Origin of the sequence: Halomonas beimenensis, from assembly GCF_002549795.1 — a bacterium.
GTDB lineage: Bacteria > Pseudomonadota > Gammaproteobacteria > Pseudomonadales > Halomonadaceae > Halomonas > Halomonas beimenensis.
On record NZ_CP021435.1, the window covers coordinates 2,629,827 to 2,644,024 of the forward strand.

General features: G+C 68.6%; 11 protein-coding genes. 6 read left to right on the plus strand and 5 right to left on the minus strand.

Annotated elements, in window-relative coordinates; genetic code table 11:
* Window positions 1-25: 25 nt before the first annotated feature.
* The 6 genes from BEI_RS12305 (at window position 26) to siaD (ending at window position 6,026) form a co-directional block, all read left to right on the plus strand.
* Window positions 26-1,144, plus strand: coding sequence for an N-acetylglucosaminyl phosphatidylglycerol synthase (locus BEI_RS12305; RefSeq protein WP_097789791.1), 1,119 nt, complete (start codon window positions 26-28; stop codon window positions 1,142-1,144).
* 16 nt (window positions 1,145-1,160) lie between these two features.
* A complete protein-coding gene (locus tag BEI_RS12310) occupies window positions 1,161-2,162 on the plus strand; it encodes a glucosaminyl phosphatidylglycerol flippase (protein ID WP_227644470.1) in 1,002 nt (333 codons plus the stop codon).
* A 92-nt stretch (window positions 2,163-2,254) separates the two neighbouring features.
* A complete protein-coding gene (siaA, locus tag BEI_RS12315; protein ID WP_097789793.1) occupies window positions 2,255-4,318 on the plus strand; it encodes a biofilm regulation protein phosphatase SiaA in 2,064 nt (687 codons plus the stop codon).
* Window positions 4,306-4,839 carry a biofilm regulation protein kinase SiaB gene (gene siaB, locus BEI_RS12320; protein ID WP_097789794.1) on the plus strand — a complete coding sequence of 178 codons (534 nt, stop codon included), beginning with the start codon at window positions 4,306-4,308 and terminating at the stop codon, window positions 4,837-4,839. Before siaA ends, siaB begins: the two co-directional genes overlap by 13 nt.
* Before the next feature lie 12 nt (window positions 4,840-4,851).
* A complete protein-coding gene (siaC, locus tag BEI_RS12325; protein ID WP_097789795.1) occupies window positions 4,852-5,241 on the plus strand; it encodes a biofilm regulation phosphoprotein SiaC in 390 nt (129 codons plus the stop codon).
* The gene (siaD, locus tag BEI_RS12330) at window positions 5,238-6,026 is read left to right on the plus strand and encodes a biofilm regulation diguanylate cyclase SiaD (RefSeq protein WP_097789796.1); all 789 of its coding nucleotides are present in this window, start codon (window positions 5,238-5,240) and stop codon (window positions 6,024-6,026) included. Before siaC ends, siaD begins: the two co-directional genes overlap by 4 nt.
* 64 nt (window positions 6,027-6,090) lie before the next feature.
* On the opposite strand, the gene sucD is transcribed toward siaD, so the two are convergent.
* The 5 genes from sucD to BEI_RS12355 all read right to left on the minus strand — a co-directional run bounded on the left by sucD (window position 6,091) and on the right by BEI_RS12355 (window position 14,195).
* Window positions 6,091-6,963, minus strand: coding sequence for a succinate--CoA ligase subunit alpha (gene sucD / locus BEI_RS12335; protein ID WP_097789797.1), 873 nt, complete (start codon window positions 6,961-6,963; stop codon window positions 6,091-6,093).
* Window positions 6,963-8,129 (minus strand): ADP-forming succinate--CoA ligase subunit beta, encoded by a 1,167-nt coding sequence (sucC, locus tag BEI_RS12340; protein ID WP_097789798.1) that lies wholly within the window; start codon window positions 8,127-8,129, stop codon window positions 6,963-6,965. The genes sucD and sucC overlap by 1 nt, the downstream gene beginning before the upstream one ends.
* Window positions 8,130-8,269: 140 nt before the next feature.
* Window positions 8,270-9,709 carry a dihydrolipoyl dehydrogenase gene (gene lpdA / locus BEI_RS12345; protein ID WP_097789799.1) on the minus strand — a complete coding sequence of 480 codons (1,440 nt, stop codon included), beginning with the start codon at window positions 9,707-9,709 and terminating at the stop codon, window positions 8,270-8,272.
* Window positions 9,710-9,755: 46 nt separating this feature from the next.
* Window positions 9,756-11,315 carry a 2-oxoglutarate dehydrogenase complex dihydrolipoyllysine-residue succinyltransferase gene (gene odhB / locus BEI_RS12350; protein WP_097789800.1) on the minus strand — a complete coding sequence of 520 codons (1,560 nt, stop codon included), beginning with the start codon at window positions 11,313-11,315 and terminating at the stop codon, window positions 9,756-9,758.
* A 42-nt stretch (window positions 11,316-11,357) separates the two neighbouring features.
* A complete protein-coding gene (locus BEI_RS12355) occupies window positions 11,358-14,195 on the minus strand; it encodes a 2-oxoglutarate dehydrogenase E1 component (protein WP_097789801.1) in 2,838 nt (945 codons plus the stop codon).
* Window positions 14,196-14,198 lie beyond the last annotated feature (3 nt).

Consider the following 14,198-nt stretch of genomic DNA (forward strand, 5'->3'; position numbering starts at 1 on the left):
CCATCGGCCGAACGGGAGGGAGCCCTTGCATATCGCCGACGTCACCATGTTCCATGCCCCGGCCAGCGGCGGCGTGCGTACCTACCTGCAGGCCAAGCAACGCTGCCTGGCCGAGCGGCCGGGCTGGCGACACAGCCTGCTGGTGCCCGGCCCCGAACGCGACAGCCTGGCCGAGCTGCATACCCTGCCCGCCTGGCGCCTGCCCCTGGGCCAGGGCTATCGCTTCCCGCTGCGCCGGGCCCCCTGGCGCGAGCGCCTCGTCGAGCTCGCGCCCGACCTGATTGAGGCCGGCGACCCCTATGTCAGCGCCTGGGCGGCGCTGGAGGCCGGCCAGCGCCTGGGCGTGCCGGTGGTGGGCTTCTACCATTCCGACCTGCCTCGGCTGATGGGCGACCGCTTCGGCCCCGCGGTGCGCCGACGCCTGCAGCGCTACGTGGCCGATCTCTACGGTCGCTTCGATCGCGTGCTCGCGCCCTGCCGGGCCATGGCCGAGCGGCTGGTGGACTGGGGCGTGAAGGACGTCCGCCTCCAGCCGCTGGGCGTCGACCTCACGACCTTCCATCCCGGCCGGGCCGATCCGGCCTGGCGGGCCGCCCTGGGCCTGCCCGAGCACACCCGGCTGCTGGTCTTCGCCGGGCGCTATTCCCGGGAGAAGAACGTGGACGTGCTGCTGCGCACACTGCGGCGGCTGGGGCACCCCTATCACCTGCTGCTGATGGGGCCGGGCATGCCCACCCGGGTGCCGGACAACGTCACCAGCGTGTCCCGCTACTGCGACCGCCGCGAGGTAGCCCGCGCCCTGGCCAGTGCGGATGCCATGCTGCATGCCGGGACCCGGGAGACCTTCGGCCTGGTGGCGCTGGAGGCCATGGCCTGCGGGTTGCCGGTGATAGGCGCCCGGGCCGGCGCGTTGATCGAGAACGTGCCCCTCGGCGGCGGGCGGCTGTGCACCCCGTTCGACGACGGCGACATGGCCCGCGCCGTGGAGGAACTGTTCATGAACGACCTGGCCGCCAGCGGCCGCCATGCCCGCCGGCACGTGGAGCGCCACTTCCATTGGGACCGGGTGATCGACGGCTTGGTGACTCACTACGCCGATCTGCTTCCCTCGGTCGACGCTCTCGCCCCGTCCCGGCATGGCTGAGGCCGGGACGCGGCGGGTGTCACCGTCTCGGCTCCCCGGTCGCGGGGGATGGCTGGCCCTGGCGCTGGTCCTGGGGCTCGTGGTGCCGTTGTTGATCGGCGGTCGCGAAGGGCTGGCGGCGCTGGGCGACTTCCCGCCCGGCTGGCTGGCGGTGATGCTCGCCATGGTGGCCCTCGGCTGGCAGCTCAATGCCTGGCGGCTGCGCCTGCTGCTGGCGGGCCGGGCCGGGCGACTCGGCCAGCGCCGGGCGTTCGCCATGGTGATGGCCACCGAATGCGCCATCTGCGCCACTCCCGGAGGCAGCGGCGGCCCGGCCACCCTGCTCGCGCTGCTCGCCCTCCGCGGCCTGCGCCCGGCCCGGGCCTCCGCGGTGTTCATGATCGACCAGTGCTGCGACCTGACGTTCTTCCTCGTCGCCCTGGTGGTCCTGGCGCTGGGCTCGCTGTGGACGGCGGTGCCCTGGCCCCATCCCGGGCTGCTGGGCGGCGCCATCGCCGCGCTCGGCGTGCTGCTCGCGGGCAGCGGTCTGCTGGTGCATCGCCTGCCCCTCCTGTTGCGTGGTCGCCGCGGCAAGGGGCCATCCCGACGACGTGGCCGACGGCTCGCGCGGCGATTGCTGCAGTTCCGCCAGGCCCTGCTGGCTACCCTGGCCCTGCCGCGCCCCACCCTGGCCCTGGTCATGGCCTGCTGCGCCGGCCACTGGCTGCTGCGCTACAGCCTGCTCTACCTGGCGCTGACGGGGCTGGGCGCGGAGGTGGCCTGGTCCTGGACCTTCCTGGTGCAGATGCTGGCCATGGCCGCCGGCCAGCTCAGCCTGCTGCCCGGCGGCGCCGGCGCCGCGGAACTCGGCACCGGCGTGCTGCTGGTGCCGCTGGTCGGCCAGGCCACCGCCGGGGCGGCGATCGCCGTGTGGCGCGTCATCACCTACCACTGCTACCTGCTGGCCGGCGCGCCGGTGTTGCTGGTCCTGCTGGGGGAGCGCCGCCGAGCGTCGCCCCGGACGTCGGGCGGCTCGTAGTTTGGCCCCGCTTGTGGCATCGTAATCACATGAAATAACAAGCAAGGAACCCGGTGTTACATCGGCACCGGCCCACGCAAGGGAATCCGTCCATGGCCAACCGTTGGGGACTGCGCGGCCAGTCCACCCTGACCCTGTTGATGGCCTGCCTGCTCGCCCTCATCCCGGCCCTGTTCATCGGCTGGCAGGCCCTCGACGACGTCCGACGTCATTTCGCCACTCGCTACGCCGAACAGTACACCCTGCTGCACATGCAACGGATCCTGGCGCCGGTCTCCCGGGAGCTGGCCCTGTCCCGCCGCTTCGCCGACTCGGTGGTCACCCGCGAGTGGCTCGCCGCGCCGGACGACGCGGACAAGCGCGAGCGCTTCTTCCGCGAGGCCGAGGGCTTCCGTCGGCAGTTCAACGGCGACGCCTACTTCGTCATCCACCACGCCAGCGGGGATTACTACTACAACGACGCCACCTCGCCGACGAGCCGGCTGCCCCGCTACCGGCTCTCGGCGGAGGATCCGGAGGACGCCTGGTACTTCTCGACCATGGAAAGCAGCGCCAGCTACAACATCAACGTCAACGTCGATGCCAAGCTGGAGCTCGCCAAGGTGTGGTTGAACGTCAAGGTGATGGAGGACGGCCGACCGCTGGGACTGGCCGGCGGCGGCCTGGACCTGAGCCGCTTCCTCGACGACTTCCTGCGTGACGATACCGCCGGCCTGACGCCGATGATCGTCGACGCTCGCGGCGCCATCCAGGCCCATCCGGATCGGGATAGGGTGGCCCTGAGCTCGGGCGCTCGGGAACAGCTCGATGGCGACACCCCGAAGCTGCAGGCGATGGTCGACGATCCCACCCAGCGTGAGCGGCTGGAGGAGGCCATGCTCGAGTCGCGTCGCCGTCCCGGCGAGGTGCATACCCTCGAGGCCAGCATCGAGGGTGAGCCCCGCCTGCTCACGGTGGGCTACATCCCCGAGCTCCAGTGGCTGCTGGTCTCGTCGCTGGATCTGAAGACCGCCCCCATCCTGGAAGGGCGCTGGTTCTGGCCGCTGGTGGGCGCCCTGACGCTGATCCTGGCCATCCTGATGGCCGGCGCCGCCTACGGCATCGATCGCCTGATCCTCGGCCCCCTGCGCCGCCTGCAGCACTCGGCTCGGGCGATCGCCGACGGCGACTACGGCGGCCACCTGCCCACCGAGCGCGGCGACGAGATCGGCGAACTGTCCCGGGCCTTCGCCCACATGGCTCGCCAGGTGGAACGCCACACCCAGGAGCTCGAGGACAAGGTGCGCCGACGCACCCGGGACCTGGAGGCCACCAATGCCGAGATGGCCGCCGCCCGACGCCAGATCGACGCCTCCCTGGAGTACGCCAGCATCATCCAGCGGGCCATCCTGCCCAGTCGGCAGCTCGAGGCGCACCTGGAGGATCACCATGCCGTGCTCTGGCGCCCCCGGGACCAGGTGGGGGGCGACTTCTACGTCTTTCGCGCCACCGAGGCCGGCTACCTGATGGGCGTCGTCGACTGCGCCGGCCACGGGGTGCCGGGCTCGCTGATGACCATGCTGGCCCGGGCGATCATCGACCATGCCATCCTCAAGGTCGGCCCCGACGACCCGGCCCTGATCCTCAACGAGACCGACCGGCAGAATCGCGCCACCCTCAACAAGGACACCCTGCCCGCCTCCATCGCCACCAACATGGACATGGGCCTGGTCTGGGTCGCCCACGGCGCCGACCGCTTGACCTTCGCCGGCGCCAAGATGTCGCTGTACGCCACCGACGGCGATGCCCTGGAGGTGCATCCCGGCGGCAAGCGCGCCCTGGGCCAGAAGCGCCGCATGACCTACGAGAACCAGGACATGCCCCTGCGGCGGGGCTGGACCTACGCGCTGTGCTCGGACGGGTTCCTCGACCAGGCCGGCGGCGAACAAGGCTTCGGCTTCGGCAACCGACGCTTCGAGGCCATGCTGAGACGCCACGCCAGGGCCTCGCTGCCCGCCCAGATCGCCGCCTTCGAGGCCGAGCTCGACGCCTACCGCGGCGACTACCCCCAGCGCGACGACATCACCCTGCTCTGCTTCCGCAGCGAGGCGACACTCGAGGCCGGGCAGCCGGCCCCGGCGCCATCCACCGACCAGGAGACGTCATGGACCTCTTGAGCCTGCGTGACAACTACCTGCAACAGCGCATCATGCTGTGCTTCAACGGCCCGATCTCGCGCAGCCTGATCGAGGAGATCGGGCATGCGCTGCGCAACTACCTGAACAGCCAGTCCGCCGCCCCCTCGGCGGCGATGGACGTCTTCGCCGTCTATATCGAGATGACCCAGAACATCCGCCACTATGCTCGCCAGCAGGGCTACGGCGATCAGGACGCCACCGCCACCCTCGCCGTGGCCCGCGACGCGGAAGGGCACTACGTGGTTTCGGCCGGCAACCTGGTGGAGGAGGCCGACGGCAGGCGCCTGGTCGAAGCCGTGGAAGGCCTGGCCGGGCTGGATGCCGGCGAGCTCAAGCGCGCCTACAAGCAGCAGCTGCGCCGTCCCCGGGACGAGGCGGCGCCGAGCGGCGCCGGCCTGGGCCTGATCGACATGGCGCGCAAGTCGTCGCGCCCGCTGGAGGCCAAGCTCCAGCCGTTGCCCTCCGGCCGAAGCTTCTTTAGCCTGACAGCCACCATCTGAACGGTTTCCGCCATGAGCCAAGATCTGAACCTTCCCGGCAGCGTCTCCACCCCCGAGATCCAGAGCGACTGGCAGGCCGGTCGCCTGAGCATGCAGGGCGACTCCTATCCGGAGAACTCCTTCGACCTGTTCAGCCAGGTCATCGACTGGGTCGAGGCCTTCCTGGAGCGCGAGTCCCGCCCCCTGGCGCTGGCCCTGGAGCTGGTCTACCTCAACACCAGTTCGGTCAAGGCGATGATGGACATCTTCGACCTGCTGGAGGACGCCCATCAGGCCGGACGCGAGGTCGATGTGGTCTGGCACTACGATCCCCGCAACGACCGCATCGCCGAGCTGGCCGAGGAGTTCAAGGAAGACTGCACCTTCCCCTTCGCCATCCGCCCCCGGGAGGTGCCGGCGTGAGCACCCGGGACAGGGCGCTGCTCGACGAGGTGGAGACCCTGCTGGCGATGGAGGCCCATCGGGACCATCCGCTCCATTCGGCCCTCTCGCGCCTCTACCATCGCCACCTGGAGCAGCGGGACCGCCTGGAACGGCTGGTGAACATCGCCGACGGTTTCCAGCAGAGCGCCCAGCAGGACCTTCACCAGACCCGCCACCAGCTCGATCGCCAGTTGCGACGCCAACGCAAGCTCTCGCGCATCGCCGACCGTTACCAGGACCTGCTCCATGAGCGCAATCAGGCCCTGGAGGACGCCTCGAGCCGGGATCCGCTGACCGGCCTGGCCAATCGGCGCCGCATCAACCGCCAGTTGAAGCGCACGATCGCCGAGTCAGAGCGCCGCGGCCGGCCGTTCAGCCTCGCCATGGTCGACATCGATCATTTCAAGCGGATCAACGACCGCTACGGCCATGCCGCCGGGGACCGAGCCCTGATCGTCCTGGCCCAGGCCCTGGAGTCGGCGCTGCGGGTCGACGATTTCTGCGGCCGCTGGGGAGGCGAGGAATTCCTGGTGGTGCTCCCGAACACGGACCTGGTCCAGGCCGAGTCCATGGTGACGCGACTCTGCGACCGGCTGCGCGACCTCGACCTCGGCCTGGCGCCGGACGGTCCCCGCGTCACCGCCAGCGGCTTCATCACCGAGCACCGGCCCCGCGAGGACTACCGGGACACCATCCGACGCGCCGACCGGGCCCTGCTGTCGGCCAAGCGCGACGGGCGTGACCGGCTGTACCAGGCCGAATGAACGCCGGCCACGAAAAAAGGGCACCCGAGGGTGCCCTTCTTCGTGGCCCGAGGGTCGCGACGGCTTACCAGCCGGCGGCTTCCTTCAGGGCATCGCCGATCTCGGCCAGCGAACGAACGGTCTTGACGCCGGCGGCCTCGAGGGCGCCGAACTTCTCGTCCGCGGTGCCCTTGCCGCCGGCGATGATGGCGCCGGCGTGGCCCATGCGCTTGCCGGGAGGCGCCGTGACGCCCGCGATATAGGACACCACCGGCTTGGAGACGTGCTCCTTGATGTAGGCGGCCGCCTCTTCCTCGGCGGTCCCGCCGATCTCACCGATCATCACGATGGCCTCGGTGGCCGGATCCTTCTCGAACTGCTCGAGGATGTCGATGAAGGTGGAACCCGGGATGGGATCGCCGCCGATGCCCACGCAGGTGGACTGGCCGAAGCCGTGATCGGTGGTCTGCTTGACCGCCTCGTAGGTCAGGGTGCCGGAACGGGACACGATGCCGACCTTGCCCGGCTGGTGGATGTGGCCCGGCATGATGCCGATCTTGCACTCGCCCGGGGTGATCACGCCGGGGCAGTTCGGGCCGATCAGTCGCACGCCCAGCTCGTCGCACTTGACCTTGACGTCGAGCATGTCGAGGGTCGGGATGCCCTCGGTGATGCACACGATCAGCTTGATGCCGGCGTTGGCGGCCTCGAGGATGGAGTCCTTGCAGAACGGGGCCGGCACGTAGATCACGCTGGCCTCGGCGCCGGTCTGCTCCACGGCCTCCTTGACGGTGTTGAACACCGGCAGGCCCAGGTGCTCCTGGCCGCCCTTGCCCGGGGTCACGCCGCCGACCATCTGGGTGCCGTAGGCGATCGCCTGCTCGGAGTGGAAGGTCCCCTGGCCGCCGGTGAAGCCCTGGCAGATGACCTTGGTGTTCTTGTCGATCAGGATGCTCATTACTTGCCCTCCGCTGCCTTGACGACCTGCTGAGCCGCGTCGGTGAGGCTCTTGGCAGCGATGATGTTGAGACCGCTGGAGGCCAGCTTCTCGGCACCCAGCTCGGCGTTGTTACCCTCGAGACGCACCACCACCGGCACGTTGACGCCGACCTGCTCGACGGCTCCGATGATGCCCTCGGCGATCATGTCGCAGCGCACGATGCCGCCGAAGATGTTGACCAGCACGGCCTTCACGGAATCGTCGGAGAGGATGATCTTGAACGCCTCGGCCACGCGCTCCTTGGTGGCGCCGCCGCCGACGTCCAGGAAGTTGGCCGGCTGGCCGCCGTGGAGCTTGATGATGTCCATGGTGCCCATGGCCAGGCCGGCGCCGTTGACCATGCAGCCGATGTTGCCGTCCAGGGCCACGTAGTTGAGGTCCCAGGCGGCGGCCTCGGCCTCGCGCGGATCCTCCTGGGAGGGATCGCGCATGGCCTGCAGGTCCGGGTGGCGGTAGAGGGCGTTACCGTCCAGGTTGACCTTGGCATCCAGGCAGTGGAGGTTGCCTTCCTCGGTGATCACCAGCGGGTTGATCTCGAGCAGCGCCAGGTCCTTGTCATGGAACAGCTTGGACAGGCCCAGGAAGATCTTGGTGAACTGCTTGACCTGGTCGCCCTTCAGGCCCAGGGCGAAGGCCAGCTCACGGGCCTGGTACGGCTGGGCGCCGACCAGCGGGTCGATCTCGGCCTTGAGGATCTTCTCGGGGGTCTCCTCGGCTACCTTCTCGATCTCGACGCCACCCTCGGTGGAGGCCATGAAGACCACCCGACGGGTGCCCCGGTCGACCACGGCGCCCAGGTAGAGCTCGCTGGCGATATCGGTGCAGTTCTCGACAAGGATCTTGGCGACCGGCTGCCCGTTCTCGTCGGTCTGGAAGGTCACCAGGTTCTTGCCCAGCCACTGCTCGGCGAAGGCCTTGGCCTCCTCCGGGCTCTTGACCAGCTTGACGCCGCCGGCCTTGCCGCGCCCCCCGGCATGGACCTGGGCCTTGACGACCCACATCTCGCCGCCGATCTTCTTGCAGGCTTCGGCCGCTTCCTCGGGGGTGTCCACCGCGAAGCCCTTGGACACGGGCAGACCATAATCGGCAAACAGCTGTTTGCTCTGATACTCGTGAAGGTTCATCGATTCATGCCATTGGTTGCATGTGACTCGAACGGTAGCCGGAGCGGACGCCGCCTGGGCGCCGGGCGCCGGCTACCACCGTTCCCTCCCGATGCGTCGCCGGAAGGGACGCGCCGCCCTCAGGCGGCGCTGTTGTTGTCTTACTTGCGCTTCTTGCGGTTCGCCATGTGGATGGCGTGGCCATCCACGGCCAGGGCCGCCTCGTGCACCGCCTCGGACATGGTCGGGTGCGCGTAGCAGGTCAGCGCCAGGTCCTCGGCGCTGGAGCCGAACTCCATGGCGATGACGCCCTGGGCGATCAGCTCGCCGGCATGCTGGCCGACGATGTGCATGCCCAGCACCCGGTCGGTCTCGGCGTCGGCGATCACCTTGGCCTGGCCCTCGGTGGCGTTGTTGGCCATGGCCCGGCCGCTGGCCGCGAACGGGAAGGTCCCGGTCTTGACCTCGATGCCCTGGGCCTTGGCGTCCTGCTCGGTCATGCCGACCCAGGCCACCTCGGGGAAGGTATAGATGACGCTGGGGATGGCGTCGTAGTTCATCTCGGCCTTGTGGCCGGCGATGATGTCGGCGACCATCACGCCTTCCTCGGAGGCCTTGTGGGCCAGCATCGGGCCGCGCACGCAGTCGCCGATGGCATAGACGCCCGGCACGCTGGTGCGGCACTGGTCGTCGACGTGGACGAAGCCACGCTCGTCCAGCTCGACCCCCACGCCCTCGCCGATCACGCCCTTGGTGTAGGGCTTGCGGCCGACACAGACGATCAGGCGATCGAAGGTGATCTCCTGCTCGCCCTTGCTGTCGGTGTACTGGACCACCACCTCGGTGCCCTTGACCTCGGAGCCGGTGACCCGGGCGCCCAGGCGGATGTCCAGGCCTTGCTTCTTGAGCAGCTTCTGGGTCTCCTTGGCGATGGCGGAATCGACCATCGGCAGGAAGTCGTCCAGGGCCTCGAGGACGGTGACCTCGCTGCCCAGCCGGCTCCACACGCTGCCGAGCTCCAGGCCGATGACGCCGGCGCCGATCACCCCGAGGCGCTTGGGCGCTTCCTGGAATTCCAGGGCGCCGCTGGAGTCGACGATCAGGTCCTCGGTCAGCGGGGTCGGCGGGATCTCCACCGGCACGGAGCCGGCGGCGACGACGATGTTGTCGCCCTCCACGGTGGAGGTGTTGCCGTCCTTGTCGGTGACCTCGACCTGGTTCTTGGCGACCACCTTGCCGGTGCCCTCGATGGCGGTGACGCCGTTGGCCTTGAACAGGCCGGCGATGCCACCGGTGAGGTTCTTCACGATCTGGTCCTTGCGGGCCATCATCTTCTTGACGTCCATCTTGACGTCGCCGGTCTCGATGCCCAGGTCGTCGAAGTCATGCTTGGCCTCGACGTACTTGTGAGAGGCCTCCAGCAGGGCCTTGGACGGGATGCAGCCCACGTTCAGGCAGGTGCCGCCGTGCACCACCTTGCCTTCCTTGCCGATCCACTTCTCGACGCAGGCGGTCTTCAGGCCCAGCTGCGCGGCGCGGATGGCGGCCACGTAGCCGCCGGGGCCCGCGCCGATGACGATGACATCAAACTTGTCGGCCATGTTGGCTCCTTGCGTTGTGTTTCGCTGAAACTCGTGGCGCCGCGGATCAGATGTCCAGCAGCAGGCGCGCCGGATCCTCGAGCAGTTCCTTGATCGTGACCAGGAACTGCACCGCATCCTTGCCGTCGATCATGCGGTGATCGTAGGACAGGGCCAGGTACATCATCGGACGGATCTCGACCTTGCCGTTCACCGCCATCGGCCGCTCCTGGATCTTGTGCATGCCCAGGATGGCGGTCTGCGGCGGGTTGAGGATCGGGGTGGACATCAGCGAGCCGAAGATGCCGCCGTTGGTGATGGTGAAGGTGCCGCCCTGCATCTCGTCGATGCCGAGCTTGCCGTCCCGGGCGCGCTTGCCGAAGTCGACGATGCCCTTCTCGACGTCGGCGATCTTCATGCTGTCGGTGTCGCGCAGCACCGGCACGACCAGGCCACGGTCGGTGGACACGGCCACGCCGATGTCCTGATAGCCGTGGTAGACGATGTCGGTGCCGTCGATGGAGGCATTGACGTCGGGGAAGCGCTTGAGCGCCTCGCTGGCCGCCTTGACGAAGAAGCCCATGAAGCCGAGCTTGGTGTCGTGGGCCTTCAGGAAGGTGTCCTTGTACTGGGCACGCAGCTCCATCACCGCGCCCATGTCCACCTCGTTGTAGGTGGTCAGCATGGCGGCGGTCTGCTGGGCCTCGACCAGGCGCTTGGCGATGGTCTGGCGCAGCCGGCTCATCGGCACGCGCTTCTCCGGGCGCTCGCCCTCGACGGCCGGGGCGGGCGCCGCGGCGGCCTTGGCACCGCCGCCGGCGGGCTTGGCGGCCTTCTTGGCGCTGCCGTCCTTCAGGGCCTTCTGCACGTCCTCCTTGAGGATGCGGCCGCCCTTGCCGGTACCCTCGATCCTGTCGATGTCGAGGTCGTTCTCGGCGACCAGCTTGCGCGCCGCCGGGGCGAGGATCTTGCCGCCGACCTTCTCGTCGCTGGCGCCATCGTCGGCCGACGCCGCGGGCGCCACCTGGCCAGCCGCCGGCGCGGACTCGCCGCCGGCGCCCTCGGTGAACACCGCCAGCACCTGCTCGGAGGCCACCTGGCTGCCCTCCTCGGCCTTGATCTCGGTCAGCGCGCCGTCCGCCGGGGCCACCACCTCGAGCACCACCTTGTCGGTCTCGATCTCGGCGAGCAGCTCGTCACGCTTGACGGCCTCGCCGACCTGCTTGGCCCAGCTGGCCACGGTGCCTTCCTGGACCGACTCGGGGAAGGTCGGCGCCTTCACCTCGTGCTGCTTGCCGCCGCCGGCCTGCGGCTTGGCCTCCGACTTCGACTCGGTCTTGGCTTCGGCCTTCTGCTCCGCGGCCTCGCCCTTCTCGCCGCCGCTCTCGGCCGCCTCGCCGAGGCGGCCCAGGACCTGCTCGGACTGCACGGTATCGCCTTCTTCCGCCAGCACCTCGGAGAGGGTGCCGGCCTCGGGTGCCACGACCTCGAGCACCACCTTGTCGGTCTCGATCTCGACGATCAGCTCGTCACGCTCGACGCTGTCGCCCGGCTGCTTGTGCCAGGCGGCCACGCTGCCTTCGGCAACGGATTCCGGAAAGGTGGGTGCCTTGATCTCGGTAGCCATGTCGTTTCCCTTGTGAGTTCTCTCTCGTCCCGGTGGGCTGCCTCAGAGGTTGAAGGCGTCTTCCACCAGCTGGCGCTGCTGTTCGATGTGCACGGACATGTAGCCCGCCGCGGGAGCCGCCGAGGCCGGACGGCCGGCGAACTTCAGCTTGCCGCCCATGCCCGCCTTGAGGCGTTCGGCGACGGCCCGCATGTGGTGCTGGCTGGGATACCAGGCGCCCTGGTTGAGCGGCTCCTCCTGGCACCACACCACGTCGGTGACGTTGGTGTAGGCCTGGATGGCCTCGAAGAGCTCCTCCTCGGGGAAGGGATAGAGCTGCTCGAGACGCAGGATGGCCACATCGTCCCGGCCGTTCTCCTCGCGCCAGTTGGCCAGGTCGTAGTAGACCTTGCCGGCACACAGGATGATGCGCTCGATCTTGGCCGGGTCGCGCTTGCCCTGGTCGGGCAGCACCATCTGGAACTTGCCGTTGGCCAGCTCGTCGAGGCTGGAGACGGCTTCCTTGTGGCGCAGCAGGCTCTTGGGCGACATCACCACCAGCGGCTTGCGGAGCTTGCGGATCACCTGGCGACGCAGCAGGTGGAAGATCTGCGCCGGGGTGGTCGGCACGCAGACCTGCATGTTGTGCTCGGCACACAGCTGCAGGAAGCGCTCCAGGCGCGCCGAGGAGTGCTCGGGCCCCTGCCCCTCGTAGCCGTGCGGCAGCAGCATGGTCAGGCCGCACAGGCGCTCCCACTTGGTCTCGCCGGAGGAGATGAACTGGTCGACCACCACCTGGGCACCGTTGAAGAAGTCGCCGAACTGCGCCTCCCAGATCACCAGGTCGTTGGGCGCCGTGGTGGCGTAGCCGTACTCGAAGGCCAGCACGGCCTCTTCCGACAGGAAGGAGTCATGGATGGTGAAGCGCGGCTGGCCGTCGGACAGGTGCTGCAAGGGCACGTAGGTGGTGCCGTCCTTCTGGTTGTGCACCACCGCATGACGGTGGGAGAAGGTGCCGCGGCCGACGTCCTGGCCGGTCAGGCGTACCGGATGGCCCTGGTCGAGCAGGGTGGCGTAGGCCAGGGTCTCGGCGAAGCCCCAGTTGGCGGCCATGCCGCCGGCCTGCATCTTGCGACGGTCATCGTAGATCTTGGCCACCTGGCGCTGCACGCCGATCCCGTCGGGGATCTCGCACATCTTGGCCGCCAGGTGCTGCAGGCGCTTGAGGTCGAAGCTAGTATCGGTGTGGCCGCTCCACTCGTGGCCGAGGTAGGGCTTCCAGTTGACGAACAGCGCGGTGTTCGGCTTCTGCACCAGGGCATTGGCCACGTGATTGCCCGCGACCAGGTCGTCCCGGTACTTCTCCATCATGGCCTTGGCATCGTCTTCGGTCAGCAGCCCCTCCTCGACCAGGCGCTTGACGTAGCGGGTCCGGGAAGAGGGATGTTCCTTGATCTTGCTGTACATCATCGGCTGGGTCGCGGACGGCTCGTCGGCCTCGTTGTGGCCGCGGCGACGGTAGCAGACCAGGTCGATGACGACGTCCTTCTTGAACTGCTGGCGGTAGTCCAGGGCCACCTGGGTCGCGTGCAGCACGGCGTCCGGGTCGTCCCCGTTGACGTGGAAGATCGGCGCCTGGACCATCTTGGCGATGTCGGTGCAGTACTCGGTGGAGCGCGAGTCTTCCGGGTGGGAGGTGGTGAAGCCCACCTGGTTGTTGATCACGATGTGCACCGTGCCCCCGGTCCGGTAGGCCCGGGTCTGGGACATCTGGAAGGTCTCCATGACCACGCCCTGGCCGGCGAAGGCGGCATCGCCGTGGACGTTGATCGGCAGCACCTTGCCGCCATCCGGATCGTCGCGGCGGTCCTGGCGGGCGCGCACCGAGCCCTCGACCACCGGCGCCACGATCTCCAGGTGGGACGGGTTGAACGACAGCGCCAGGTGCACCTCGCCGCCTGGGGTCATGACGTTGGAGCTGAAGCCCTGGTGGTACTTGACGTCGCCGGAGCCCCGCTCGACCACCTTCTTGCCGTCGAACTCGTCGATCAGCTCGGACGGATTCTTGCCGAGGATGTTGACCAGCACGTTCAGGCGCCCCCGGTGGGCCATGCCGATCACCACTTCCTTGGTGCCGTACCCGCCGGCACGCTGGATCAGCTCGTCCATCATGGGAATGAAGGACTCGCCCCCCTCCAGGCCGAAGCGCTTGGTGCCCGGGTACCGGGACGCCAGGTAGCTCTCCAGGCCTTCCGCGGCGGTCAGCCGCTCGAGCACGTGCTTGCGCACGTCGTCGCTGAACTTGGGCTTGGAGCGCACCGACTCGAAGCGCTGCTGCAGCCAGCGTTTCTCCTCGGTGTCGACGATGTGCATGAACTCGCAGCCGATGCTGCGGCAATAGGTGTGCTCCAGCGCCTCCACGATCTCCTTGAGCGGTGCCTTGTCCACGCCCAGGAAGAAGGAGCCGGTCTGGAACTCGGTGTCCAGGTCCGCCTTCGACAGCTGGTGGAAGGACAGGTCCAGGTCGGGCACCGGTTTCGCGTCGCGCAGATCGAGGGGATCGATGTCGGCCTTCTGGTGGCCGCGGAAGCGGTAGGCGTTGATCAGCTGGAGGACCTTGACCTGCTTGCGGTTCTCGTCGCTGTCGGACGAGGCACCGGCGGCCAGGGCGGTGCGGCGCTGGCGGCCTAGCTGATAGAACTGTTCGCGGGTAGGGGCAAGCGGAACGTCGCGGGTGGCGCTGCCGTCGGGGCGCGGCAGTTGGTCGAAGTACTGGCGCCATTCGTCGGGAACGGCGGAGGGATCATCGAGGTACTGCTCGTAGAGCGCTTCCACGTAATGGACATTGCTGCCACTGACGTGGGAGGAGCGCCACATCAACTCCATTATGCCTTGTTGCATCTC